The organism is Isoptericola halotolerans, from assembly GCF_045689585.1.
Taxonomy (GTDB): domain Bacteria; phylum Actinomycetota; class Actinomycetes; order Actinomycetales; family Cellulomonadaceae; genus Isoptericola; species Isoptericola halotolerans_B.
Map to the genome: position 1 here is coordinate 1882344 of NZ_CP140108.1, position 24745 is coordinate 1907088.

At 72.8% G+C, this 24745-nt stretch carries 22 protein-coding genes and 1 tRNA gene; 14 read left to right on the forward strand and 9 right to left on the reverse strand.

All coding sequences use genetic code 11. The features are described from left to right. Window positions 1-20: 20 nt before the first annotated feature. On the reverse strand, window positions 21-692 hold the full coding sequence (phoU, locus tag UQW22_RS08825) for a phosphate signaling complex protein PhoU (protein WP_407320556.1): 672 nt from the start codon (window positions 690-692) through the stop codon (window positions 21-23). Between the two features lie 156 nt (window positions 693-848). On the opposite strand from phoU, the gene UQW22_RS08830 reads away from it, so the two are divergent. The 6 genes from UQW22_RS08830 (at window position 849) to pstB (ending at window position 7011) form a co-directional block, all read left to right on the forward strand. Continuing rightward, window positions 849-2132: a sensor histidine kinase gene (locus UQW22_RS08830; RefSeq protein WP_407320557.1), complete on the forward strand. Its 1284-nt coding sequence runs from the start codon at window positions 849-851 to the stop codon at window positions 2130-2132. Further along, window positions 2129-2845, forward strand: coding sequence for a response regulator (locus UQW22_RS08835; protein WP_407320559.1), 717 nt, complete (start codon window positions 2129-2131; stop codon window positions 2843-2845). Before UQW22_RS08830 ends, UQW22_RS08835 begins: the two co-directional genes overlap by 4 nt. A gap of 138 nt (window positions 2846-2983) precedes the next feature. Continuing rightward, window positions 2984-4111 (forward strand): phosphate ABC transporter substrate-binding protein PstS, encoded by a 1128-nt coding sequence (locus UQW22_RS08840; RefSeq protein ID WP_407320561.1) that lies wholly within the window; start codon window positions 2984-2986, stop codon window positions 4109-4111. Window positions 4112-4236: 125 nt separating this feature from the next. Further along, a complete protein-coding gene (gene pstC, locus UQW22_RS08845; protein ID WP_407320563.1) occupies window positions 4237-5223 on the forward strand; it encodes a phosphate ABC transporter permease subunit PstC in 987 nt (328 codons plus the stop codon). After that, window positions 5223-6185: a phosphate ABC transporter permease PstA gene (gene pstA, locus UQW22_RS08850; RefSeq protein ID WP_407320564.1), complete on the forward strand. Its 963-nt coding sequence runs from the start codon at window positions 5223-5225 to the stop codon at window positions 6183-6185. Before pstC ends, pstA begins: the two co-directional genes overlap by 1 nt. A gap of 46 nt (window positions 6186-6231) precedes the next feature. Next, entirely contained in the window at window positions 6232-7011 is a 780-nt protein-coding gene (gene pstB / locus UQW22_RS08855; protein ID WP_407320565.1) for a phosphate ABC transporter ATP-binding protein PstB, read from the forward strand. 83 nt (window positions 7012-7094) lie between these two features. Here the strand turns inward: pstB and UQW22_RS08860 are convergent, their stop codons facing one another. Beyond that, a complete protein-coding gene (locus tag UQW22_RS08860) occupies window positions 7095-7565 on the reverse strand; it encodes a hypothetical protein (RefSeq protein ID WP_407320567.1) in 471 nt (156 codons plus the stop codon). Between the two features lie 249 nt (window positions 7566-7814). Here UQW22_RS08860 and UQW22_RS08865 point away from each other — a divergent pair, with 249 nt between their 5' ends. Both UQW22_RS08865 and ispD read left to right on the forward strand, forming a co-directional pair. Next, window positions 7815-8297 (forward strand): CarD family transcriptional regulator, encoded by a 483-nt coding sequence (locus UQW22_RS08865; RefSeq protein WP_171783492.1) that lies wholly within the window; start codon window positions 7815-7817, stop codon window positions 8295-8297. Between the two features lie 11 nt (window positions 8298-8308). Beyond that, complete coding sequence (gene ispD / locus UQW22_RS08870; RefSeq protein ID WP_407320760.1) at window positions 8309-9538, forward strand: 2-C-methyl-D-erythritol 4-phosphate cytidylyltransferase; 1230 nt, start codon at window positions 8309-8311, stop codon at window positions 9536-9538. A 63-nt stretch (window positions 9539-9601) separates the two neighbouring features. On the opposite strand, the gene UQW22_RS08875 is transcribed toward ispD, so the two are convergent. Continuing rightward, window positions 9602-10966 carry a D-arabinono-1,4-lactone oxidase gene (locus UQW22_RS08875; RefSeq protein WP_407320568.1) on the reverse strand — a complete coding sequence of 455 codons (1365 nt, stop codon included), beginning with the start codon at window positions 10964-10966 and terminating at the stop codon, window positions 9602-9604. 44 nt (window positions 10967-11010) lie between these two features. Here UQW22_RS08875 and UQW22_RS08880 point away from each other — a divergent pair, with 44 nt between their 5' ends. Genes UQW22_RS08880 through rlmB form a run of 3 tightly spaced genes read left to right on the forward strand, consistent with a single transcriptional unit; the run spans window position 11011 to window position 14674 of the window. Beyond that, on the forward strand, window positions 11011-12234 hold the full coding sequence (locus tag UQW22_RS08880) for an alanine racemase (RefSeq protein WP_407320569.1): 1224 nt from the start codon (window positions 11011-11013) through the stop codon (window positions 12232-12234). 23 nt (window positions 12235-12257) lie between these two features. Next, a complete protein-coding gene (cysS, locus tag UQW22_RS08885) occupies window positions 12258-13688 on the forward strand; it encodes a cysteine--tRNA ligase (RefSeq protein ID WP_407320570.1) in 1431 nt (476 codons plus the stop codon). Beyond that, window positions 13688-14674 (forward strand): 23S rRNA (guanosine(2251)-2'-O)-methyltransferase RlmB, encoded by a 987-nt coding sequence (gene rlmB, locus UQW22_RS08890; protein WP_407320571.1) that lies wholly within the window; start codon window positions 13688-13690, stop codon window positions 14672-14674. The genes cysS and rlmB overlap by 1 nt, the downstream gene beginning before the upstream one ends. 61 nt (window positions 14675-14735) lie before the next feature. On the opposite strand, the gene UQW22_RS08895 is transcribed toward rlmB, so the two are convergent. From UQW22_RS08895 to UQW22_RS08910, 4 genes are all read right to left on the reverse strand, one after another. After that, a complete protein-coding gene (locus UQW22_RS08895; RefSeq protein WP_407320573.1) occupies window positions 14736-16031 on the reverse strand; it encodes a DUF4032 domain-containing protein in 1296 nt (431 codons plus the stop codon). 83 nt (window positions 16032-16114) lie between these two features. Further along, window positions 16115-17230, reverse strand: coding sequence for an ABC transporter ATP-binding protein (locus tag UQW22_RS08900; protein ID WP_407320574.1), 1116 nt, complete (start codon window positions 17228-17230; stop codon window positions 16115-16117). A gap of 209 nt (window positions 17231-17439) precedes the next feature. Beyond that, window positions 17440-18273: a trehalose-phosphatase gene (otsB, locus tag UQW22_RS08905; RefSeq protein WP_407320575.1), complete on the reverse strand. Its 834-nt coding sequence runs from the start codon at window positions 18271-18273 to the stop codon at window positions 17440-17442. After that, complete coding sequence (locus UQW22_RS08910) at window positions 18266-19726, reverse strand: trehalose-6-phosphate synthase (protein WP_407320576.1); 1461 nt, start codon at window positions 19724-19726, stop codon at window positions 18266-18268. Before UQW22_RS08910 ends, otsB begins: the two co-directional genes overlap by 8 nt. Window positions 19727-19909: 183 nt before the next feature. Here UQW22_RS08910 and UQW22_RS08915 point away from each other — a divergent pair, with 183 nt between their 5' ends. From UQW22_RS08915 to UQW22_RS08925, 3 genes are all read left to right on the forward strand, one after another. Beyond that, window positions 19910-21829, forward strand: coding sequence for a protein kinase domain-containing protein (locus UQW22_RS08915; protein WP_407320577.1), 1920 nt, complete (start codon window positions 19910-19912; stop codon window positions 21827-21829). 121 nt (window positions 21830-21950) lie between these two features. Further along, on the forward strand, window positions 21951-22817 hold the full coding sequence (locus tag UQW22_RS08920) for a DsbA family protein (RefSeq protein WP_407320578.1): 867 nt from the start codon (window positions 21951-21953) through the stop codon (window positions 22815-22817). Window positions 22818-22946: 129 nt separating this feature from the next. Next, window positions 22947-23022, forward strand: a tRNA-Thr gene (locus UQW22_RS08925). A gap of 52 nt (window positions 23023-23074) precedes the next feature. Here UQW22_RS08925 and UQW22_RS08930 read toward each other — a convergent pair. Together UQW22_RS08930 and UQW22_RS08935 are read right to left on the reverse strand one after the other, a co-directional pair. After that, window positions 23075-23920 carry an SGNH/GDSL hydrolase family protein gene (locus UQW22_RS08930; RefSeq protein ID WP_407320579.1) on the reverse strand — a complete coding sequence of 282 codons (846 nt, stop codon included), beginning with the start codon at window positions 23918-23920 and terminating at the stop codon, window positions 23075-23077. A gap of 22 nt (window positions 23921-23942) precedes the next feature. After that, window positions 23943-24593, reverse strand: a complete 651-nt coding sequence (locus UQW22_RS08935) for a uracil-DNA glycosylase (RefSeq protein ID WP_407320761.1) — start codon at window positions 24591-24593, stop codon at window positions 23943-23945. Between the last annotated feature and the right edge of the window lie 152 nt (window positions 24594-24745).

Below are 24745 nucleotides of genomic sequence, written 5' to 3' on the forward strand. Positions count from 1 at the left end.
CGTACCGGTGTGCCGAGGGCTCAGGCGTTCGGGCTCGTCACGCCGTGCTCCGCCTCGAACTCGCCGGTCACGAGGAACGTGATGCGGCGCGCGACCGAGACGCCGTGGTCGCCGAACCGCTCGTAGTAGCGGCCCAGGAGCGTCACGTCCACGGTCTCCTGCGCCGTCCCCGCCCACTCGGGCGACAGGGTGGCCGCGAACGTGTCCTGGTGGAGCTGGTCGAGGTCGTCGTCGCCCTGCTCGACCTCGGCCGCCAGCGCGACGTCCCGGGTGGCGAGGAGCTCGGTGGTGCGACGGGCCACGAGCGTCGCCGCCTCGTTCATCCGCACGAAGGTCTCGCGCGCCGGCTCCGGCACCGCTGCCGCGGGGTAGCGGCCGCGCGCCACCTCGGCGACGTGCTGGGCCAGGTCACCCATGCGCTCCAGCGTGGCGCTGATCCGCAGGGCGCTGATGACGACCCGCAGGTCCGTGGCCACGGGCGCCTGCTGGGCGAGCAGGTGCACGCACCGCTCGTCCAGCTCCTTCTCCAGCCGGTCGATCTCGTGATCGGCGGCGATGACGTCCTGAGCGAGCTGGTGCTCGCCGTCGAGCAGCGCGGCGCCGGCCCGCGTGATCGCGGACTCGACCAGCCGGCTCATCTCGACCAGTCCTTGACCGATCTGCTGCAGCTCGGCGTCGAAGATCTCTCGCATGGGTGTCCTCTCGATTCTGGTGCTGAGCAACTCTCGCAGCCGGCACAGACTCTCAGGTGAACGTCGCGAGGTCCACAGGTGAACAGTGGACGACACGTCAGGGAGCAGAAGGCGCCCTGGCACGGTGGCGGGCCTCGCGCGACCTAGGCTGAGGGTGTGGAGGGAATCATCCAGGGTGCGACCGCCGTCGTCGCCGGCGTGCTCGGCGTCGTCGTCGGGCTCGTCGCTGCCCTCGCCTTCCGCTTCTCGGACCGCGCCCAGCACCGTGACGCGGACTCCGGGGCCGCCGAGCTCGACAGCGGGCTGGTCCGGGTGCTGTCGGTGCTGCGCTCGGCCGCGGTCGTGCTGGACGACGACGACGAGGTCGTCCGCGCCTCGCCGCCCGCCTACGCCCTCGGCGTCGTCCGCAACGACGCCCTCGTGCACCCCGCCATCGTCGACATGGTGCGCGACGTGCGGCGCGACGGCGTCATCCGCGAGGAGGAGCTCGAGCTGCCGCGGGGCCCCATCGGCTCGGGCACCGTGCTGCTGCAGGTGCGGGTCGCCGCGCTCGGGCTCGACAAGCTGCTGGTCCTCGCCGAGGACCGCACCGAGGCGCGCCGCGTCGAGGCCATCCGGCGCGACTTCGTCGTCAACGTCTCGCACGAGCTCAAGACGCCGGTCGGCGCGCTCGCCCTGCTCGCCGAGACCGTGCAGGACGCCGCCGACGACCCGGTCGCGGTCCGGCGGTTCACCGAACGCATGCAGTCGGAGGCGCACCGCCTCTCCGCGCTCGTGCACGAGATCATCGAGCTGTCCCGTCTCCAGGTGGCCGGGGCGCTGCAGAAGGTGCGGCCCGTCCCGTTGCGCGACGTCGTCGACGAGGCCGTCGACCGGGCCCGCACCACGGCGCAGGGCAAGAACATCACCATCACGGTCGGCGGCTCCGCGGACTGCGTGGTGTTCGGCGACCACAACCTGCTCGTGACGGCCGTGCGCAACCTGCTGGACAACGCCGTGTCCTACTCGGGGGAGAACACCCGGGTGGGCGTGGGCGTGCACGAGCGGGGCGGCCTGGTCGAGATCGACGTCGTCGACCAGGGCATCGGCATCTCGGCCGAGGTCCAGGAGCGGGTGTTCGAACGCTTCTACCGTGTGGACCCGGCGCGCTCGCGCGACACGGGCGGCACCGGGCTCGGCCTGAGCATCGTCAAGCACGTCGCCGCCGACCACGGCGGGGACGTGCGGGTGTGGTCCGAGCCGGGCAAGGGTTCGACGTTCACCCTGCGGATTCCTGCCGCGGACCTTCCGGCCGGCGAGCTGCCGTCCGGCTCGTCGGACAGCCCCGACGACCAGACCGACGACGTGAAGCACGCTCCGGACGCGCCCCCGACGGCGGGACGCGCCGGTGACCATGACCGCGGGCCGGAAGGCCCGACGAACGAGGAGGTAGGCGCGTGACGCGCATCCTGGTGGTCGAGGACGAGGAGTCCTACCGCGACCCGCTGACGTACCAGCTCACCCGTGAGGGCTACGAGGTCGTGGCGACGTCGAACGGCAACGACGCGCTGGACCGGTTCGACGACGGCGGCGCGGACCTCGTGCTGCTCGACCTGATGCTCCCCGGCCTGAGCGGCACGGAGGTGTGCCGCGAGCTGCGCCAGCGCGGTGACGTCCCGATCATCATGCTCACGGCCAAGGACTCCGAGATCGACAAGGTCGTGGGCCTCGAGCTCGGCGCCGACGACTACGTCACCAAGCCGTACTCCTTCCGCGAGCTCCTGGCACGGATGCGCGCCGTCATGCGGCGTCGCGGCACCGGCAGCGTCGACAGCGGCGCCAACGGCCACGACGACGACGGCGAGTCCGTCCTCGAGGTCGGCTCCGTCCGCATGGACGTGGAGCGTCACACGGTGGCGGTGGGCGGGACGGCGGTGTCGCTGCCGCTCAAGGAGTTCGACCTGCTGGAGCTCCTGCTGCGCAACGCGGGTCGCGTCCTGACCCGGGGACAGCTCATCGACCGGGTGTGGGGTGCGGACTACGTCGGCGACACCAAGACCCTCGACGTCCACGTCAAGCGCATCCGGTCCAAGATCGAGTCCGACCCCGGTTCACCCACCCTGCTGCTGACCGTCCGAGGACTGGGCTACAAGCTCGCCGACGACGAGTCGTAGGCCTTCTCGCCTATCGGCCGTCGGCTGTTCATTCGTCGTTCACCTGCTCCTGGTCACCGGTCCACCTGGCATCCCTAGCGTTCCTGACGAACGCCGGCGGCCGCCGGTGCCACCAAATGCGTGAAGGATGGACGACTCGTGAACCTCAGCCGATTCACTCGTGCCGGATCTGCCGTCGCCGTCGGCGTGCTCGCTCTGAGCCTCGCCGCGTGCGGTTCGGACCCGGAGCCCGCGGACAACGCGGCGGGCGACGCGCCGGAGTCGACCGAGACGGAGTCCGGCGAGATGGCATCGCTCGCCGGCGAGCTCTCGGGCGGCGGCGCCTCGTCGCAGGAGGCCGCGATGAACGCGTGGCGCGCCGGCTTCCAGCAGGCGAACCCGGACGCGACCGTCAACTACGACCCCGTCGGCTCCGGCGGCGGCCGCACCGGCTTCGGTGACGGCTCGTACAAGTTCGCCGGCTCGGACGCCGCGCTGGACGACGAGGAGCTCGCCGCCGCCGAGGCCCAGTGCGGCGAGGGCGGCGTCATCGAGTTCCCGGGCTACGTCAGCCCGGTCGCCGTGGCCTTCAACCTCGAGGGCGTCGACTCGCTGAACATGGCCCCGGAGACCATCGCCGGAGTCTTCTCCGGCGAGATCACCGCCTGGAACGACGAGGCGATCGCCGCGGACAACCCCGACGCCGAGCTCCCGGACACCGCGATCACCGTCGTGCACCGCTCGGACGAGTCGGGCACCACGGAGAACTTCGAGGAGTACCTCGCCGCTGCGGCCCCTGACGCGTGGCCGCACGAGCCCTCCGGCGTCTGGCCCGTCGAGGGCCAGGAGTCCGCGCAGGGCACCTCCGGCGTCGTGGGCGCGGCCCAGGCCGGTGACGGCACCATCACCTACGCCGACGCCTCGCAGGTCGCCGACCTGGGCACCGTCGCCGTGGGCGTCGGTGAGGAGTTCGTGCCGTACTCGGCCGAGGCCGCCGCCGAGGTCGTGGCCCAGTCGCCGCGGACCGAGGGCACCAGCGACTACGTCTACACGATCGACCTCGAGCGGGACATCGCCGGCACCTACCCGATCGTGCTCGTCTCCTACAGCCTCGCCTGCACCAGCTACGAGGACGAGGAGACCGCCGGGCTGGTCAAGGGCTTCCTGAGCTACGTCGCCAGCGAGGAGGGCCAGCAGGCCGCCGCGGACGCCGCCGGCTCCGCCCCGCTGTCCGACACGATCCGCCAGGCGGTCCTGCCCGGCATCGAGTCGATCTCCGCGGGCTGACCCGAGCCGACGACACCGGCCGGCGGCCGGGCGACCCCGCCGAGCGAGGCGAGGCGCCCGGCCGTCGGCAGCGGCACGGGCCACGACAGACGAGAGCAGCGCATACGCATGAGCGAGGAATCCGAGTGACCACCACCGACAGCCCGCCGCGAGCGGGCACCCGCACGGGCCGCCGACGGCGGTCGTCCGACCGCGGCTTGAACCGTGGCTTCCGCTGGATCGCCGTCGGCGCCGGCGTCCTGATCCTCGTCGTCCTGGCCGCGGTGGCCCTGTTCCTGCTCTGGCAGGCGTGGCCGGCTCTGACGGCGGGCGGGGACGAGCTCGCCGCCGAGGTCCCGCGGTTCCCGGAGGACACGTCCTTCCTGGCGTACGTGGGCCCCCTGGTCTTCGGCACGCTCCTGGCCGCCGTGCTCGCCCTGTGCCTGGCGGTGCCCGTGGCGATCGGCATCGCCCTGTTCATCTCGCACTACTCGCCGCGGCGGCTCTCGCAGGCGCTGGGGTACCTCGTCGACCTGCTGGCCGCGATCCCCTCGGTGGTCTACGGGCTGTGGGGCTTCCTCGTCCTGGCACCCGTGCTGACCCCGTTCTGGCTCTGGCTCAACGAGAACCTGAGCTGGATCCCGCTGTACGGCGGGCAGGCCTCCACGACGGGTCGCGCGATGGCGACCGTCGGCGTGGTCCTCGCGGTGATGATCCTGCCGATCATCACCGCCGTCTCGCGCGAGGTCTTCCTCCAGACGCCGAAGCTGCACGAGGAGGCCGCCCTCGCCCTGGGGGCGACGCGGTGGGAGGTGGTACGGACCGCCGTGCTGCCGTTCGGGCGCTCCGGTGTCATCTCGGCGGCGATGCTCGGCCTCGGGCGTGCGCTCGGCGAGACCATGGCGGTGCTCATGATCATCTCGCCCGGGTTCAGCTACAGCCTGGACATCCTCGCCGCCGGCCAGCACCAGACCATCGCCGCCTACATCGCGGCCGACTTCCCGGAGTCCACCGGGCTCGGCATCAACACGCTGATCGCCGCGGGCCTGGTCCTCTTCGTCATCACGCTGGCCGTCAACATGACCGCGCGCTGGATCGTCGCGCGCCGCAAGGAATTCTCGGGGGCCAACTGATGAGTGCCGCGACCGAAAGCACGAACACCCTGGAGTCCACCGAGCGGACGCGCGCGCTGCTCACGACCGCCGACGGCGGTCGGCGCCGCACGGACCGCATCATGCAGGGGCTGATCTGGTTCGCCTTCGCCCTGGCGATGATCCCGCTGGTCTGGCTGCTGTGGACCGTCACGGTCGAGGGCGTCGGCCGGATGAGCATCGACTTCCTGACGCTGTCGACGCGCAACATCTTCGGCGGCGACCCCGGCGGCGGCATCTACCACGCCATCATGGGCACGCTCATCATCACCGGGATCGCCGCGGTGATCTCCGTGCCGGTGGGCATCCTCACGGCGATCTACCTGGTGGAGTACGGCAAGGGCTGGCTCGCCCGGTCGGTCACGTTCTTCGTGGACGTCATGACGGGCATCCCGTCCATCGTCGCCGGTCTCTTCGCCTTCTCGCTCTTCGCGCTCTTCCTCGGGCCGAGCGCGCAGATGGGCATCATGGGCGCCGTGGCGCTCTCGGTGCTGATGATCCCCGTGGTGGTGCGCTCCTGCGAGGAGATGCTCAAGCTCGTGCCGAACGAGCTGCGGGAGGCCTCCTACGCGCTCGGCGTGCCGAAGTGGCTGACCATCGTCAAGGTGGTGCTCCGCACCTCGGTGGCCGGACTGACCACCGGCGTGCTGCTCGCCGTCGCCCGGGTGATCGGGGAGACGGCGCCCCTGCTCGTGACCGTCGGTGTCACGGACTCGATCAACTTCAACCCGTTCGACGGCCGCATGATGACGCTGCCGGTCTTCAGCTACCGGCAGTACCACCAGGGGTACGCCCCGTGCCCCGCCGGCGAGTCGGCGTCGTGCGTCGCCGACATCGCGTTCCAGAACGCGTGGGGCGCCGCGCTGGTGCTCATCGTGATCGTCCTGCTCCTCAACCTCGTCGGCCGACTGGTGAACCGATGGTTCTCCCCGAAGCTGCGCTGACGCGCAGACCTGTCGATCAGCCGCAGCTCACACGAAGGAAATAACGATGGCACAGCGCATCGATGTCAAGGATCTCAACATCTACTACGGCGACTTCCTCGCCGTGCAGGACGTCGCGATGACGATCGAGCCGAAGTCGGTGACGGCTCTCATCGGTCCCTCCGGCTGCGGGAAGTCGACCTACCTGCGCACGCTCAACCGGATGCACGAGGTGATCCCGGGCGCGCGCGTCGAGGGGACCGTCGAGCTCGAGGGCGTCGACCTCTACGGCAGCGACGTCGACCCCGTGGCGGTGCGCCGCAACGTCGGGATGGTGTTCCAGCGCCCGAACCCGTTCCCCACGATGTCGATCCGCGACAACGTGCTGGCGGGGGTCAAGCTCAACAACAAGCGGATCTCGAAGGCGGACGCCGACGACCTCGTCGAGTCCTCGCTGCACGGGGCGAACCTGTGGAACGAGGTGAAGGACCGTCTGGAGAAGCCCGGGTCGGGCCTCTCGGGCGGGCAGCAGCAGCGTCTGTGCATCGCTCGGGCCATCGCCGTCAAGCCGCAGGTGCTCCTCATGGACGAGCCGTGCTCGGCCCTGGACCCGATCTCCACGATCGCGATCGAGGACCTCATCGGCGAGCTCAAGAGCGAGTACACGATCGTGATCGTCACGCACAACATGCAGCAGGCGGCCCGCGTGAGCGACCGGACGGCGTTCTTCAACATCGCGGGCACCGGCAAGCCGGGCAAGCTCATCGAGATGGACGACACCTCGACGATCTTCTCGTCGCCCGCCGAGAAGTCCACCGAGGACTACGTCTCCGGCCGCTTCGGGTGACCCCCGCGCCCGGCCGGTGAACCTCGGTCGTGGAACGACGAAGCCCCTCCCGCTCGTTCGAGCGGGAGGGGCTTCGTGCGTGGTCAGGAGGGGACGTACTCGGCGTACTCCGGCAGGGTCGCGTCGAACACCGGGATGAAGAACTCCTCGCTCGAACCGTCGACCGAGAGGGTGGCCTCGAGCGTCCCGCCGGGGATGGTCGCCACGGAGTCGACCAGGGTCTCCACGCCGTCGGTGCCGAGGTAGGCGGTCTCCTCGGCCGGGACGACGAACGTGAGAGGGGCGGCGCCCGAGACGGTGAGGACGAACTCGACCTCCTCGGACGTGTTGTTGGCCAGCGCTCCCAGGACGTTGCCCTCGGCGCCCTCCTCGGGCGAGATCAGCAGCAGGTTGAGGCCGCGGACGTCGAGGTCCTCGAAGTCGACGCGTGACCCGTCGGACGGCGCGTACGGGAGCTGCGTGGTGATCGGCGCGCACGCCCCGAGCAGCAGCGCCCCGGCGGCGGTGGCCGCGACGGCGAGGGCGGGACGGGCAGGACGGGCGGAGCGGGCCACGTGCTCTCCTTCGGGTGGAGCGTGCGTGCCGACGGCAGGTCTTGTGCACGCGTTGTGTCACTGGATGGGAGGACGCAGTGCGCCCGAAGCCATCCTAGTGGGGGAGGCAGACCGACATCCACCGAGGCCAGTTCCAGTCCTCTGACCTGCAGCGATGCTCTCTCGAGCGGCGGCGTCGAACTGTTCGGGCACGGGGAGGGAGCCCTTTCCCGTGATAGACTCGGCCACTGGGAAAGGGGACATCTACAGATGACGTTCACAGTAGGCGAGACGGTTGTCTACCCGCATCACGGCGCCGCGCTGATCGAAGAGGTCAAGACGCGCAAGATCCGTGGCGAAGAGAAGATGTACCTCAAGCTCAAGGTCGCCCAGGGTGATCTGACGATCGAGGTCCCGGCCGAGAACGTCGACCTGGTCGGCGTGCGCGACGTGGTCGACCAGGAAGGGCTCGACAAGGTCTTCGACGTGCTGCGCGCCCCGTACACCGAAGAGCCGACGAACTGGTCGCGCCGGTACAAGGCGAACCTCGAGAAGCTGGCCTCGGGCGACGTGATCAAGGTCGGCGAGGTCGTGCGCGACCTCTCGCGCCGTGACGCGGACCGCGGCCTGAGCGCCGGCGAGAAGCGCATGCTCGCCAAGGCGCGCCAGATCCTCGAGTCCGAGGTCGCCCTCGCGGAGGGCGTCGACGAGGAGAAGGCCGGCGCCATCATCGACGAGGTGCTCGCCTCCTGACGACCCTCGCGATCCTCACTGCCGCCGGGTCGGGGACGCGGCTCGGGCGCGACCTCCCCAAGGCGCTCGTCGAGGTCGGCGGGCTGCCGATGATCACTCATGCGGCCCGCGGTCTCGTGCGGTCGGGCGCGGTGGACGCGCTGGTCGTCACCGCACCCCCCGGCCGCAGCGCGGAGATGCGCGCCGCCGTCGGACCGCTCGACGTGGACGTCCGGGTGGTCGACGGAGGAGCCACCCGGCAGGCCTCGGTCGCCGCAGGGCTCGCCCTCGCCGGTCCGGACGTCGACGTCGTCCTGGTGCACGACGCCGCCCGCCCGTTCGCGCCGCCCGCCCTCGTGGAGCGCGTGGTGGCGGCGGTGCGCGGCGGGCATCGCGCCGTCGTCCCCGGGCTCCCCGTCACCGACACGATCAAGCGGGTGCTGCCCGCCTCGCCTGGTGGGGACGCCACCCCGGACGGCCGGCCCGCCGGCGAGCCGGTGGTCGAGAGGGTCGTCGACACCCCCGACCGGGGCGTGCTGCGCGCTGTGCAGACCCCGCAGGGCTTCGAGCGTGAGCTCTTGCAGCGTGCGCACGCCGACGGGACCGCCCGGGCCGCCGCGGAGCACCTCGCCGCCACCGACGACGCGGGCCTGGTCGAGGCGCTCGGCCAGCCGGTCCACGTGGTCGCCGGCGATCCGGCGGCCCTGAAGATCACCACCGAGGCCGATCTCGCGCGCGCGGCCCTGCTGGTGGACGAGCGCGCCGGAGGAACGATGACCGCTCTGCCGAGGACCGGCGTCGGCGTCGACGTGCACGCCTTCGCTCCCGACGGGACCGAGCGCGAGCTGTGGCTCGGCGGGCTGCGCTGGCCGGGGGAGCGAGGGCTGGCCGGGCACTCGGACGCCGACGTCGCGGCGCACGCGGCGGCCGACGCCCTGTTCAACGCCGCCGGGATCGGTGACCTGGGTGCGCACTTCGGCACGAGCGAGCCCGAGTGGGCCGGGGCGAGCGGTGCCGCGCTGCTCGCGGAGGCCGCCCGCCGGGTGCGCGCCGCGGGCTTCGAGATCGGGAACGTCGGGGTCCAGGTGATCGGGAACCGGCCCCGGCTGGGCCCGCGCCGCACGGAGGCCGAGGCCGTGCTGTCGGAGGCGGCCGGGGCACCGGTCTCGCTCAGCGCGACCACGGCCGACGGTCTCGGGCTCACGGGCCGCGGCGAGGGCGTCGCCGCCATCGCCACCGCCGTCGTCGCACCCCGCCCGTAGCGCTGTGGGTATGAGATCTCCCGCCTGACGGCTTCGCCGGCGGGAGATCTCATACCCACAGCGCTACGGTGTGCCGAGGACGCGGTCCGTGTAGCGGTTCCGGAAGACGCCGTCGGGGTCGACGACGGCCCGCACCTTGGCCACGTCGTCCAGCGGGTAGTGCGTGGCCAGGTCGTCCGCCGTGCGGGTGTGCAGCTTGCCCCAGTGCGGCCGCCCGCCCGCGGCGACGAAGATCTCCTCCGCGGCGGCGAAGTAGCGCTCGCGGGGCATCCGGTGGAACTGGTGGACGGCCACGTAGGCCGTGTCCCGGCCCCGCGCGGTCGACAGCCAGACGTCGTCCGCGGCCGCGCACCGCACCTCGACCGGGAACGGCACCGGCTCGCCCGAGGTGCGCAACCACGCCGCGAGCTCCGTCAGCACCCCGGCCAGCTCTGACCGGGGCACGGCATACTCCATCTCGGCGAAGCGCACCCGGCGCCGGGTCACGAGCACGCGGTCCGACGGCGCGACGTACGTGCGGTCGCCCAGGAGCGCCGCGCTGACCCGGTTGACCTGCGGCACCCACCGCGGGGCCACGGTGGCCGTGCGCATGACGGCTCCCAGCGCCGCGTTGGCCAGGACCTCCTCGTCGAGGAAGGTGCGCGCGCCCGCGCCGAGCCGCCGCACCGCCCCGGCCGGCCCCTCCTGCCGCGCGGCGTGCGCCGCCGCCTCCTCCCGGTCGAGCGGGTCGTTGCACCAGGTGAGCATCCGGTCCGTGCCGGGGAACCAGTACGCGTCCACCCGCTCGTGCCGGGCCACCAGCTCGTCGTATCCGTCCACCACCTCGCGCCACGGCCGCACCGTCTCCGTCGAACGCAGCAGGTACGCCGGCACCACCTCCAGCGTCACGGCCGCCAGCACCCCGACCGCGCCGAGGGCGAGGCGGGCGACCTCGAAGAGGACACGTTCCGGCGAGCCGTCCGGGTCGTCGTCGGACACGGAGCGCACCGAGCCGTCCGGCAGCACGACGCGCACCCCGCGGACCTGGGTCGCGAGCCCGCCGAGCCGCTCCCCGGTGCCGTGCGTCCCCGTGGAGATCGCGCCGGCCACGGACTGCCGGTCGATGTCGCCGAGGTTGCGCATCGCCAGCCCGTTCGCGGCGAGGAGCCGGTTGAGCTCGTGCAGGCGGGTGCCGGCCGCGACCGTCACCAGCGCGCCGCCCGACGGCAGCCGCTGCACCGACTCGATCCCGCGCAGGTGGTCGAGGCTCAGCAGCAGCCCGTCGGTGACCGCCGCGTCGGTGAACGAGTGCCCGGCACCGACCGCCCGGACGTGCATGCCGTCCTGCGCGGCGCGCGCCACGAGCGCGCAGAGCTCCGGCTCGTCCCGCGGCATCGCGCGCCGTGCCGGCTCGGCGGTGAAGGTCCGCCCCCACGTGGTGAACGTCACGGCGCACACTCTGCCACGTCCGGCCGCCGGTGTAGCGTGCCTGCATGAACGCGACCGAGCGACTGACCCGGGCGACCCGGGGCCTGCCCGCGCCGCTCGCCGTCGTCGACCTCGACGCGTTCGACGCCAACGCCGCGAGCCTGCTGCGGCGTGCTGGCGGCACCCCGGTCCGCGTGGCGAGCAAGTCCGTCCGCGTGCGCTCCCTGGTCGCCCGCGCCCTGGACGCCGGGTTCGCAGGCGTCATGGCCTACTCCCTCGAGGAGGCCCTGTGGCTCGTCGGCACCGGCGTGCGCGACGTGCTGCTCGGGTACCCGACGGTCGACGCCGCCGCGCTCGACCGCCTCGCCGCCGACCCGGTCGCCCGGCGCGAGATCACGCTGATGGTCGACGACGTCGCTCAGCTCGCGCTCGCGCGCACCGCCCTCGAGCGCGTCCGGGCGGACGACGGGCCGAACTCCGCGCCCCGGGCATCCAGCGCCCCCGGTCCCTCAGGCGACGTGGCGGTGTGCCTCGACGTGGACTCCTCGCTGCGCCTGGGCGTCGGCCGGTTGCAGGCCCACCTGGGCACCCGGCGCTCGCCGCTGCGCACGCCCGCGCAGGTGGCGGAGCTCGCCGCCCGGGTCGCCGGCACCGACGGCCTGCGGCTGCGGGGCCTGATGTTCTACGAGGCGCAGGTCGCCGGACTGCCCGACACGGCCGCGGTCCGCGTCGTCAAGGCGCTGTCCGTGCCCGACGTCGACCGCCGGCGCCGCGACATCCTCGCCGCGGTCCGTGCCGCCGTCGGGCAGGACCTCGAGCTCGTCAACGCCGGTGGCACCGGATCCCTCGAGACGTCCTCGGCCGGCACCGGGGTGACCGAGGTGACGTCGGGCTCCGGGCTGTTCGTGCCGGGCACGTTCGACGGGATGCGCCGGGTGACGCAGCGGCCGTCGGCGTTCTTCGGGCTGGACGTGGTGCGTCGGCCGGCACGGGGGTGGGCGACGGCTTTCGGTGGCGGGTACGTGGCCTCGGGGCCGGCGGGGACGTCCCGGCTGCCACGGCTGGTCACGCCCGGCTGGTCGCTGACCCGGCAGGAGGCCGCCGGGGAGGTCCAGACACCGTTGCGGCTGCGCGGGGGCAAGACCCTTCACGTGGGCGACCGGGTGTGGTTCAGGCCCGCCAAGGCGGGCGAGCCGATGGAGCGGTTCGCCGCCGTGCACCTGGTGCGCGGCGACGAGGTGGCCGACACGGTGCCCACCTACCGGGGCGAGGGTCGCACGTTCGGTTGACACCAGGCCGGTACCCTGGACCGGTGACCTTGCACCTGTATGACACCGCCACGCGCACCGTGCGCGAGCTCGTCCCTCGAACCCCGGGCAAGGTCGGCATCTACCTCTGTGGGGCGACCGTGCAGTCGGCGCCGCACGTCGGACACCTGCGCCCCGCCGTCGCCTTCGACGTGCTGCGCCGCTGGCTGCTGCGCAAGGGCCTGGACGTCACGCTCATCCGCAACGTCACCGACATCGACGACAAGATCCTCACCAAGGCGGCTGCCGCCGGTGTCGAGTGGTGGGCGCACGCGGCCGTCCACGAGCGCGGCTTCACGGCCGCCTACGACGCGCTGGGCATCATGCCCCCCACCTACGAACCGCGCGCCACCGGGCACGTGCCACAGATGGTCGAGCTCATGGAACGGCTCGTCGAGCGTGGCCACGCCTACAGCACGGGCCCGGGGAACGTCTGGTTCGACGTCCGCTCGTGGCCGTCCTACGGCGAGCTGACCACGCAGCGGCTCGAGGACCTCAACCCCGAGGCGACCGACGACGCCGTCGCCACCGAGAAGCGCGACCCGCACGACTTCGCGCTGTGGAAGGCGCCGCGTGCGGGGGAGCCGGAGACGGCGGCCTGGGACACGCCCTACGGGCGCGGTCGTCCCGGCTGGCACCTCGAGTGCTCGGCCATGGCGCACCGCTACCTGGGCGAGGAGTTCGACATCCACGGCGGTGGGCTCGACCTGCGGTTCCCGCACCACGAGAACGAGCAGGCGCAGTCCCGTGCGGCCGGCTACGGGTTCGCCGACCGGTGGATGCACTCCGCCTGGGTGACGCAGCAGGGCGTGAAGATGAGCAAGTCACTCGGCAACGGGCTGCTCATGAGCGAGCTGCTCGCCAAGGCGCCGGCACCCGTGGTGCGGTACGCCCTCGCGGCGGTCCAGTACCGGTCGATGCTCGAGTGGGGTCCGGACACGCTCGACGAGGCCCGCGCCACGTGGGAGCGGCTCGGCGGGTTCGTGGGCCGCGCCTCCGAGCGGGTCGGCGAGGTGCCTCGCGACGAGGTCGCCACGACCGCGCTCCCCGAGGCGTTCGAGGCCGCGATGGACGACGACCTCAACGTCCCGGCCGCGCTCGCCGTCGTGCACGAGACGCTCCGCGCGGGGAACACGGCGCTCGCGGCGTCCGACGACGACGGTGCGCGCGCCGCGCTCGTCGCGCTGCGGGGCATGCTGGACGTGCTCGGGCTCGACCCGGCCGACCCCTGGTGGGCGAGCAGCACCGACACGAAGGTCGCCGACGCGCTGGACGCCGTCGTGCGCGCCGAGCTCGACGCCCGGGCCGCGGCACGTGCCGCCAAGGACTGGGCCACCAGCGACGCGATCCGGGACCGCCTCGCCGCGGCCGGCGTCGTCGTGCAGGACTCACCCGACGGCGCCCGCTGGACGCTGTCCACAGCCGAGGAGAACTGATGGCGGGCAACTCGCAGCGCCCGGGCGCGAAGCGCAAGGACGGCACGAAGAAGGGTGCCCAGGTCGGCACCGGCGGGCACTCCCGCAAGGCGTTGCAGGGCAAGGGCCCGACGCCGAAGGCGGAGGACCGCACCTACCACCCGGCGCACCGCAAGAAGGTCGCCGCCGAGAAGCGGCAGGCGTCGCAGGCCACCCAGGGCGCCCGCAAGGGAGTGGCCCGCGGGACGCGCAAGGCGACGGGCGGCGCCGAGGTCGTGGCAGGCCGCAACGCCGTCCTGGAGGCGTTGCGCACCCAGGCGCCGGTGACGGCGGTGCACATCGCCGACCGCATCGACCACGACGACCGCACCCGTGAGATCCTCGAGCTGGCCTCGATGCGCGGCGCCCGGCTGCTGGAGTCCTCGCGCGGTGCGCTGGACCAGCTCACCGAGGGCTCCGTGCACCAGGGTGTGGCGCTCGAGGTGCCGCCGTACGAGTACGCCTCGGTCGACGACCTCCTCGATGCTGCCGCCGAGGCGGACGAGCCGCCGCTCATCGTGGCGCTCGACTCGGTCACCGACCCGCGCAACCTCGGGGCCGTGCTGCGGTCGGCCGGCGCGTTCGGTGCGCACGGCGTGCTCGTGCCCTCGCGGCGCTCGGCATCGATGACGGCGTCGGCCTGGAAGGTGTCGGCAGGGGCTGCCGCGCGGGTGCCCGTCGCCAAGGAGACGAACCTCGCACGCACCCTGACCGAGCTGAAGAAGTCGGGGGTGTTCGTCGTGGGGCTCGACGCCGGCGGCGACACGGCCGTGCGCGACCTCGCGTTCGCGACCGACCCGCTGGTGATCGTGGTGGGTTCCGAGGGCAAGGGGCTGTCACGCCTCGTGCGCGAGACGTGCGACGCCGTGGCGTCCATCCCGATCGCCTCGTCCGTGGAGTCCCTCAACGCCGGCGTGGCCGCGGGGATCGCGCTCTACGAGGTCGCGCAGGCTCGCAGCGCGCAGTAGCGCGATCCCCGCGAGGTAGCGCGACGTTCCGCGAGGTAGCGCGACGTTCCGCGAGGTAGCGCTAGCCTGCCGGGTCGTCGTCGGGATCGGCGGCGGCGTAGTGGAAGTAGTCCGCCTCGGGGCCGGCCTCGGGCTCCTCGCCCGGGGCCAGCCCGAGGATCGCCTTCTCGTCGGGCCGGTGCTGCAGCACGTTCTCGACGTACGACGCCACCGTCTCGGGCATGGGGACGTCGCGCTGCGCCTGCTCGGAGATGAACCAGCGGTGGTCGAGGATCTCGTGGTAGAGCTGCGCGGGCTCCAGCTTGCGGCGCAGCTCGCGCGGCACCGCCCGGATGGTCGGGTGGAAGACGTTCTGCAGCCAGTCGTGCGCGACGAGCTGTTCGTCGTCCTCCTGGCGTTCGGTCGCCGCCTGGTACGAGTCGAGGTCGTTGAGCAGTCGTCGCGCCTGGTTGTCCTGGACGTCGAGGCCCGTCAGCTTCAGCAGCCGTCGCGAGTGGTGGCCGGCGTCGACCACCTGGGGCTGGATCTGGACCGTCGTCCCGTCGATGTCGGTCGTGATCGACAGCTCGCCGACGTCGAAGCCGAGCTCGTTGAGCCGCTCGATGCGGGCGGCCACGCGCCAGCGCTCGTCGGTGTGGAAGGCCTCGACCCCGGTGAGCGCCTCCCAGAGCTCGGTGTACCGCGCCACGAGCGAGGTGCCGATGCCGATCTCGTCGACCTCCTCGTCGAGCAGCTCGCCCGCCGCGAGGTCCATGAGCTCGCCGATGATGTTGACGCGGGCGAGCTCGAGGTCGTAGTCGCGCTGGCCGCGGGTGAGCTCGCGGTGCAGCGCGCCGGTCTCCGCGTCGACGAGGTAGGCGGCGAACTGCTCGGCGTCGCGGCGGAACAGGGTGTTGGACAGCGAGACGTCGCCCCAGAAGAACCCGGTCAGGTGCAGGCGGACGAGCAGCACGGCCAGGGCATCGATGAGCCGATTGGCGGTCTCGTCGCGCAGCGCCTGGCTGAACACGGAGCGGTACGGCAGCGAGAAGGCGAGGTGCTCGGTGACCAGCGCGGCCTCGAGCGGCCCCCCGGCGTCCGACCGGCGACCGGTGACGACGCCGACGGGCTTGACGGCCGGGACCTCGAGCTTGCGCAGCTGGCGCAGCATCTCGTACTCGCGGAACGCGACAGACTCGCTGATCTCCTTGATGGCCAGCACCCGGCCGTCCAGGCGCACGAAGCGCACCACGTGCCGCGAGATGCCGCGTGGCAGCGCGGCGAGCACGTCGGCGGGCCACTCGGCGAGCGGCTGCCGCCACGGGAGGTCGAGCAGCGCCGAGTTCGGCGTCGCCGAGGTGATCTGCAGCTGTTCCATCGGGTGTCAGCGTAGACGACGACGGGGCGGGCCCGGCCGAAGCCGGACCCGCCCCGCGGCGTGGTGCTACGCGGTGCGCTCGCTCAGAGGCGGGCACCCGTGGCGGGCGAGAAGACGTGCGACTTGCCCGGCTCGATGGTGACGTGGATGGTGTCACCCTTCATCGGGACGTCGCGCGGGTCGATGCGCACGATGACCTGGTCGGAGTTGCCGGAGTGCAGGTCGCCGGTGACGCCCTCGCTCTTGAGCGAGCCGTAGACGAAGGCGTCCGAGCCGAGCTCCTCGACGAGGTTGACCTCGACCTGCAGCGCGTCGGGCGAGCCGGCAGAGACGATGTTCAGCGCCTCGGGGCGGAACCCGACGGTGATCTTGCCGCCGTCGGCGTCCGTGAGCTGGCTGATGGCGTCGCGGTCGATCGGCACGGCCGCGTGGCCGACGACGGCCTTGCCGTCCTTGACGTCGAACGTGCCGACGTTCATGGCCGGGGAGCCGATGAAGCCCGCGACGAACACGTTCGCCGGGGTGTCGTACATCTCGCGCGGGGTGCCGACCTGCTGCAGCAGCCCGTCCTTGAGCACCGCGATGCGGTCACCCATGGTGAGGGCCTCGGTCTGGTCGTGCGTCACGTAGACGGTCGTGACGCCGAGACGACGCTGCAGGGAGGCGATCTGCGTACGGGTCTGCACACGGAGCTTGGCGTCCAGGTTCGACAGCGGCTCGTCCATGAGGAACACCTGGGGCTGGCGCACGATGGCGCGGCCCATGGCGACACGCTGGCGCTGACCACCGGAGAGCGCCTTCGGCTTGCGGTCGAGGTACTCGGTGAGGTCGAGGATCTTCGCGGCCTCCTCGACGCGCTGGCGGATCTCCGCCTTCGGCGTGCCGGAGATCTTCAGCGCGAAGCCCATGTTGTCCGCGACGGACATGTGCGGGTACAGCGCGTAGTTCTGGAAGACCATCGCGATGTCGCGGTCCTTGGGCTGCACGTCGGTGACGTCGCGGTCGCCGATGTAGATGTGCCCGCCGTTGACGTCCTCGAGCCCTGCCAGCATGCGCAGCGACGTGGACTTCCCGCAGCCCGAGGGGCCGACGAGGACGAGGAACTCGCCGTCCTCCACCTCGAGGTTGAGCTGGTCCACGGCCGGGCGCTCGGTGCCCGGGTAGATACGTGTCGCGTGGTCGTAGGTGACCGAAGCCATGATGATTCCCTCCACCGGCAGGTACGTGCCGGACGATCCGTTGTGGTCGGGTGTCTTGCGTTCACGACGTGCGTGTCGGCGGTGACACATTCTGTTGTTCGGCACGCCCCGCCGCGGTCCGTCCCGGGGCTCCGGCGCGCTGCTCGATAGTACATGCCCGTGACAGGGATCACGCCATGTCGCTGGTCACCTCTCCGCGGCGTCCCCGGTCACGGCGCGAGGAGCTCGGCGATCCGGTCCAGGACCGCGGCGACGCCGTCGCTGTCGGCGACGCGGTGCGTCGCGAGCGTCTCGCCGGGCCCGACCTTGACGGTCACGTCGCCGGCGCCGAGCACGGCGAACGCCTTCTCGTCGGTGGTGTCGTCGCCTGCGTACAGGACCCGCGTGACCGAGGCGTCGACATCCCGCGCGACGACGGTGCGCAGCCGTTCGAGCGCCTCGCCCTTGGACGTGTGCAGCACGGCGATCTCGACCACGTCCTTGCCGTGCATCGCGTCCAGCCCGAGGCGTGCGGCGGCCTGGTCCGCGGCGGCGACCGAGGCCGCCGTGTCGTCCGGTCCGGCCTGCCGCGTGTGCAGGACGGCGGCGCTCGGCTTGCGCTGCACCCAGGCGCCGTCCCTGCCGACGACGGCGGCGTCGAGCGCCGCGGTGAGCGCCGCCAGGACGTCGGCCTGCTCGGGCGTGAGCTCGAGCGGCACCGCGTCGAGCCCGTCGGCGGTCGCGTGGCCGGTCTGCGCCCCGTGGCTGCCCACGAGGTAGGCGCCGGCCGGCGGGAGCGAGCGCAGGGCCAGGTCCTCGAGGTCGCGGCCCGAGACGAAGGCGAGTCGAGCGCGCCCCGCGGTGCCGTGCATCGCCCCGCGGACGAGCGCGGCGAGCCCGTCCACGGCCGCGCGCGTGGCCGGCGTCATGCGGGACGCCGTCGGGTCGTCGACGAGCGGGGCGAGCACCCCGTCGAAGTCGAGGGCGACGAGCACCGCGGCGCCGTCGTCGGCCACGAGCCGCTCCAGCGCGGTGCCGAGCGTGGTGCCGAGCGTGTCAGACATGCGTGTCCCGGGAGGGCATCGCGGTGAGCACACCGAGGAAGCTCTTCGACCACTTCGCGACGTCGTCGCCCATGACCTTGCGCCGCAGGCGTCGCATGCGGCGCCGCTTCTCCTTGGGGTCCATGTGGGCGGCGGCCACGATGGTGTCCTTCATCCCGTCGATGTCGTGCGGGTTGACCAGCAGCGGGCCTGGGGCGAGCTCGTCCGCCGCGCCGGTGAACTCGCTGAGCACGAGCACGCCACCCAGGTCCGAGCGCGCGGCGATGTACTCCTTGGCGACCAGGTTCATGCCGTCGCGGAGCGAGGTGACGAGCATGACGTCCGCCGCGAGGTACAGCGCCGCCATCTCCTCGGGAGGGTAGGAGTGGTGGAGGTAGTGGATCGCCGAGTGCCCGATCTCGCCGAACTCGCCGTTGAGGCGCCCCACCAGGCCCTCGACGTGCTCGCGCAGCTCCTGGTAGGCGCCGACGTTCTCGCGCGACGGGCTCGCGACCTGCACGAGCGTCGTGTGCTCGGCGTCGATGCGGCCGTCCTGCAGGATCTCGCCGTACGCCTTGATCCGGTGGCGGATGCCCTTGGTGTAGTCGAGGCGGTCGACGCCGAGCATGACGACGTCCGGGTCGCCCAGGTCGGCCCGCACCTCCCGGGCCCGGGCCTGCACGTCGGGGTTGCGGGCCAGGTCGTCGAAGCGCTGGGTGTCGATGGAGATCGGGAACGCCGCCGCCCGCACGCGCCGGCCCTGGGCGTCGCCGTCGTCCATGGACACCACCGACCCGCGGGTGGGGTGGTCGGTGAGCCGACGGACGGCACGGACGAAGTTCGAGGCGTCCCCGCCGCGCTGGAAACCGACCAGGTCGGCGCCGAGCAGCCCCTCGAGGATGCTGCGCCGCCACGGGAGCTGCTGGAACAGCTCGACCGGGGGGAACGGGATGTGGTCGAAGAACCCGATGCGCAGGTCGGGCCGCAGGTCCCGCAGCATCTTGGGCACCAGCTGGAGCTGGTAGTCGTGCACCCAGACGACGCCGCCCCGGGACGCCTGGGCGGCCGCCGCCTCGGCGAACCGCTGGTTGACGCGCCGGTAGGCCTCCCACCACTGCCGGTGGTAGGCGGGCGGGGCGATCACGTCGTGGTAGAGCGGCCACAGCGTGTCGTTGGAGAACCCCTCGTAGTACTTGCGGATCTCGCTCGCCGACAGCGTCACCGGCACGAGCATCATGCCGTCCGCCTCGAAGGGCTCGTGCGCGAGTTCCGGTGCCCCGGACCAGCCCACCCAGGCGCCGTCGTTCTCCTGCATCACGGGCTCGAGCGCGGAGACCAGGCCGCCCGGCGAGCGCTGCCAGTCCACCTCGCCGTCGGCGCCCACCGAGAAGTCCACGGGGAGCCTGTTCGCGACGACGACCAGGTCGTAGTCTCCTGAGCCTTCGGAGCTGCGTGCCGATCCCTGATCCGTCAACGTGTTCTCTCCCCAGGTTGGTGGCCCCTGTCGTGTGCTCGACAGGGTAGCCAGACGCCCACGGCGAACCTTACCGAGCCCAGGTTGCGGCCGCTCGGCCTGTCCGTGCAGGGCGCGCGACACGCGGCGTCCCGGGCGCACCGCGAGCGCGGGGACCCGCGCCCCGGCGCTACGGTGTGGCCCATGGGTGAGGGCGACGAGGCGCAGGTGATGACGACGGGTGCTCCCGCGTCCGGAGCCGACGGGGCGCTCCCCGCCGGTGCGGACGTCGGAGGGTACTCCGTGGCCTCCCTGCTCGGCCGGGGGGCGATGGGGGCGGTCTACGAGGCCGTCGACGGCGGCGGGCAGCGCGTCGCGCTCAAGGTGCTGCACGCGCACGTCGACGCCGACCCGGCGGGCCGGCAACGGCTGCGCCGCGAGGTCGCCGCCCTGCAACGCCTGCGGCACCCCGCCGTGGCGCAGGTGCTGGACGCGGAATTCGAGGGGCCGCACGCGTTCGTCGTCACCGAGCTCGTGGAGGGACTCACGCTCGAGGAGGAGGTGGACGCCCGCGGGCCGCTGGACGTCGCCGACCTGTTCTCCCTGGCCGACCAGCTCGCCGACGCCCTCGAGTCGGTGCACGCCGCCGGCGTGGTGCACCGCGACCTCAAGCCCTCCAACGTCATGGTCACCGGCGCCGGGCCGACGCTCATCGACTTCGGGATCGCGCAGAGCACGGAGGACGCCCGCACCACCATGACGGGATTCGTCATGGGCACCCCCGGGTACATCGCCCCCGAGCTGCTCGACGGCGGCGACCCGGTGCCCGAGACGGACTGGTGGAGCTGGGCCGCGCTCCTCGCCTTCGCCGCCACCGGCCGCTCGCCGTTCGGGGTGCGCCCCACCGACCTGGTGCTGCGCCGGTCCCGGGAGGGACGGGCCGACCTCGTCGGCGTGCCGGCGCGGACGGGCCGTGCCCTCGCCGGGGCGCTGCACGCCGACCCCGTCCGCCGGTGGGGTCCGACCGACGTGGTCCGTGCCGTCCGCCGCGACCTCGAGGACGGGGGGAACGCCGTCGTCGGCGTGCCGGACGACCCGCAGGCGACCCAGCGCATCGTGGTCGCGGCGGGGGCCGCGACGGCGGCCCTGGCCGGGGCCACGGCGGCCGGGGCCCGCGCGGGCTCCGACACCGCGGTCTCGGGGGCGTCGGGCGACGAGCCGGGCACCGGGACCGCCGACGTCGCCCCGGTCGGACCGCCCGGCGCGCCGCCCGCGCCCGGTGGCGACGAGACCGCCGTCCTCGGTCCGCCGCTGCCGCCGGACGAGCAGGACACCGGGCACGTGATGACGGCCGACGACCGGGAGCGGGCGCTCGCCCACGACGGCGCGACCCAGGCCGTCCCCGTCGGCGACGTGCGCTACCGCAGCTACGACGAGCTGGGCGACGTCGTGCCCGACCCCGTGCCGGACGAGCCGGCCGGGCCGTACGTCGCCCCGCGCCATCCGCGGCGGTGGGGGACGGTGCTGGCGCTCGGCCTGCCGTTCGTCGTCCTGGCCGCGTTCTACCCGCTGGTCGCGTTCGGCGTCTTCTGCGGGGTCACCGTCCTGTGCCGGATCGTCGGGACGGCGGGCCACCGGTTCCACGAGCGGCGCGAGCACAAGGGAGCCCGGCGCTCGGACGGCTGGGTGGCGGCGCTGCTGCTGCCCTACCACGCGGTGGTCGGGGCGCTGGGGATCATCCCGGCCGCGCTGGTCGGCGGCTGCGTGGGGCTGCTCGCGATCGTGGGGGGCTTCTGGCTGTTCGGCGACGGGAACCTCATCGTCGCCCCGTTGGCCGATGTCGAGTCGCGGTCGGTCGGCGGCCGCAACGCTCCCGTGGTCTTCGGGCTCGTGCTCGTCGGGGCGATGGTGGCGGCGGTCCTGGCGACGTGGTTCGGTCCGGCCGGCCGGACGGCGCGTGACGGGGCGCGGACCATCCTCGGCAACCTCGCCCCGGGGCTGGTCGGTGCCGCGGTCGTGGTGGGGCTGTGCGTCGTCGGGTCCTGGATCCTGTACGGCCAGCTCACCGGTGACCCGCACCCGATCGAGTGGTGGCCGATGGACGGGCCGCCCTCGTTCTTCTGAGGCTCTTCAGGTCCCTCCCAGGAAGGCTCGCTACGGTCACGCGGGCCGACGCGTCCGCACAGGTAGGCTGGCGCGCGGATCTGTCGCTCCGGAACCCACGAACCGAAGGACCTCTACCGAGATGTCGAACAAGAACAAGGCCCAGCGCCGCGAAGAGGCGCGCGCCGAGGCGCTCGCGCTGCAGCAGAAGCAGGCGCAGCGCGACCGGCGCAACCGCCTCCTCGTCTTCGGCGGGCTCGGGGTCGCGATCGCCGCGCTGGTCGCCGTGGCGGCGTTCATCCTCATCAACGAGGGCGAGAAGAAGAGCGTCGAGGACATCCCGCTGTCCGAGGTCGAGAACGTGCCGTCGACGGCGCTGGAGTCGGGCGGCATCCCGGTCGGCTCCGACCTGGTCGCCGGGTCGGAGAACCCCGAGGCGCCGGTCGTGGACGAGTACCTCGACTACCTGTGCCCCGTCTGCGGCCAGTTCGAGGAGATCAACGGCGCCGACGTCGAGACGATGCTCACCTCTGGTGACGCCACCGTCGTCTTCCACCCGGTGTCGATCCTCGACCGGATGTCGAGCAACACCGAGTACTCCACGCGCGCCGCGTCCGCCGCCTACTGGGTGGCCGACCGGGCCCCGGCGTCCTTCTACGAGTTCAACGAGGCGCTGTTCGCGAACCAGCCGGAGGAGAGCACGGCCGGTCTGGACGACGACGAGCTCGCGCAGATCGCCGAGGACGCCGGGGTGCCCGCGGACGTCGCGGCGGGGATCGCGGACGGCACCGCGCGCGCGACGTTCGGGCAGTACGTGCACTCCCTGACGAACGACGCGACCTCGGACGAGGCGCTGTTCAACGCCAACGGCGGCTTCGGCACGCCGACCATCCTCATCGACGGTGAGCGTTTCGAGAGCTGGAACCAGCCCGGCGCCCTGCTCTCGGCGGTCCAGGGCGGCGAGCCCGCGCCGTCGGAGGAGCCGGCCGAGGAATCCTCGGAGGGCTGACCCCCGCCCCCACCACCGCGCTGTGGGTATGAAGTCTCCGGGTCTCCAGCGACGGAACCCGCAGATTTCATACCCACAGCGCTCGGGGTTCGGTGGCGGGCCCGCGCTCGGTACGATGGACCCCGCCTCGCCGCCTTAGCTCAGCTGGTAGAGCTCCCGTCTTGTAAACGGAAGGTCGTCGGTTCGAATCCGACAGGCGGCTCCACCGCTCACCTGCCTCGGGTCTCCGCCCGGCGCCCCGGGTCGGCCCGGAGCGATCAGCGCTCGGACGGCGGCCACACCTGCGGCTCCGCCCACTTCGGCGCCCGGCCGTCACCGCTCGACGTGCCGGTGATCCGCCGTCGGACCCAGGGGGCCACGTGCACCCGCGCCCATTGCGCGTCCGCCTGGAGCCGTTGCCGGAACCGCGGCGACGGCGCGGCGTCCAGCGGGGCGTCGAACGCCGGGTCGTCCGGCGCGAGTCCGAGACCGACGAGCGCGGCGTTCGCGATGCGGCGGTGCCCCTCGTCGGTGAGGTGGATGCGGTCGTCGGACCACATCCGCCAGTCCTGCAGGCTCTGCAGCCCCCAGGTGTCCAGCACGAACGCCCCGTGGCGTCGCGCGATCGACCAGATGTTCGCGTTGTAGATGCCGACCCGGCCCTGCGTCCAGTTCAGGGCGCCCGCCGTGCGGAACCCGGTCGCCAGCAGCACGTCGGCGCCCGTGGCGCGGATCTGCACCACCGCGCGCTCGAGCACGGCCGAGAGCCCGTGCGGGTCCGCCTGCGGCCGCAGGATGTCGTTGCCGCCACCCACCAGCGACACCAGGTCCGGTGCCGTGGCGAGGGCCGTCGGGACCTGCTCAGCGATGATCTGGCGCAGCTTGCGGCCCCGGATCGCCAGGTTGGCGTACTCCAGCGGGGCGTCGCCGCGGCGCTCGGCCAGGTGGTCGGCGAGCCGGTCGGTCCAGCCGCGCTGGACGCCGTCGGACTCCGTGCCGGCGGGGACGGGGGTGCCGTCCGTGCGCGGGTAGGGGTCCCAGAGCCCCTCGGAGAACGAGTCGCCGATCGCGACGTAGCGCGACCAGCGCGGGGTGCCGGCAGGGGTGGTCTCGGGCGAAGTCACCCCGCCATTCTGCACCCGTCGCTCAGGGCAGGCGCCAGTCCACGGGCGCGGCGCCCTGCTGATCCAGGAGGGCGTTGACCCGGGAGAACGGCTTGGAGCCGAAGAACCCGCGGTAGGCGGCCAGCGGGCTCGGATGAGCGGACTCCACCGTGGGCGTCCCGCCGAGCCACGGCGTGAGCGACGCCGCGTCCCGGCCCCACAGGATCGCGACCAGCGGTCCGCCGCGGGCCACGAGGGCCTTGATCGCGGCCTCCGTCACCTGCTCCCACCCCTTGCCGCGGTGCGAGGCCGGCTCGCCCGGCCGGACGGTGAGCACCCGGTTGAGCAACATCACGCCCTGGTCGGCCCACGGGCTCAGGTCGCCCGACGACGGCGGACGTGCGCCGACGTCGTCCGCCAGCTCCGTGTAGATGTTGGCCAGAGACTTGGGGACCGGGCGCACGTGCGGCTGCACGGAGAACGACAGCCCCATGGGATGCCCGGGCGTCGGGTACGGGTCCTGGCCGACCACCAGCACCCGGACGTCGGCCAGCGGGCGCCGGAACGCGGCGAAGACGTCGCCCGGGGCGGGCAGGTACGTGCGGCCCGCGGCGACCTCGTCGCGCAGGAAGTCCCCCATGGCGTGGATCTGCGGTTCGACGGGAGAGAGGGCGGCCGCCCAGTCGGGTGCCATCACGGTCTCGAGCGCCGGGCGCGTCGTCGTCGGGGTGTCCACGACGGCGACGCTAGCGCACCCGCCCCGCGAACTGTCAGGACGAGGCCTCTGTCTGTCGCCACGTGGATCTGACAACTCGCGGCGGCCCCCAGCTGTCAGATCCAGGTGCG

Coding starts and splice junctions, on each gene's coding strand:
- UQW22_RS08880 (WP_407320569.1), top strand. CDS start 11,011: ATGAACGCGACCGAGCGACTGACCCGGGCGACCCGGGGCCTGCCCGCG.
- pstB (WP_407320565.1), top strand. CDS start 6,232: ATGGCACAGCGCATCGATGTCAAGGATCTCAACATCTACTACGGCGAC.
- UQW22_RS08900 (WP_407320574.1), bottom strand. CDS start 17,230: ATGGCTTCGGTCACCTACGACCACGCGACACGTATCTACCCGGGCACC.
- pstA (WP_407320564.1), top strand. CDS start 5,223: ATGAGTGCCGCGACCGAAAGCACGAACACCCTGGAGTCCACCGAGCGG.
- UQW22_RS08895 (WP_407320573.1), bottom strand. CDS start 16,031: ATGGAACAGCTGCAGATCACCTCGGCGACGCCGAACTCGGCGCTGCTC.
- otsB (WP_407320575.1), bottom strand. CDS start 18,273: ATGTCTGACACGCTCGGCACCACGCTCGGCACCGCGCTGGAGCGGCTC.
- UQW22_RS08935 (WP_407320761.1), bottom strand. CDS start 24,593: ATGGCACCCGACTGGGCGGCCGCCCTCTCTCCCGTCGAACCGCAGATC.
- phoU (WP_407320556.1), bottom strand. CDS start 692: ATGCGAGAGATCTTCGACGCCGAGCTGCAGCAGATCGGTCAAGGACTG.
- UQW22_RS08865 (WP_171783492.1), top strand. CDS start 7,815: ATGACGTTCACAGTAGGCGAGACGGTTGTCTACCCGCATCACGGCGCC.
- UQW22_RS08920 (WP_407320578.1), top strand. CDS start 21,951: ATGTCGAACAAGAACAAGGCCCAGCGCCGCGAAGAGGCGCGCGCCGAG.
- UQW22_RS08915 (WP_407320577.1), top strand. CDS start 19,910: ATGGGTGAGGGCGACGAGGCGCAGGTGATGACGACGGGTGCTCCCGCG.
- rlmB (WP_407320571.1), top strand. CDS start 13,688: ATGGCGGGCAACTCGCAGCGCCCGGGCGCGAAGCGCAAGGACGGCACG.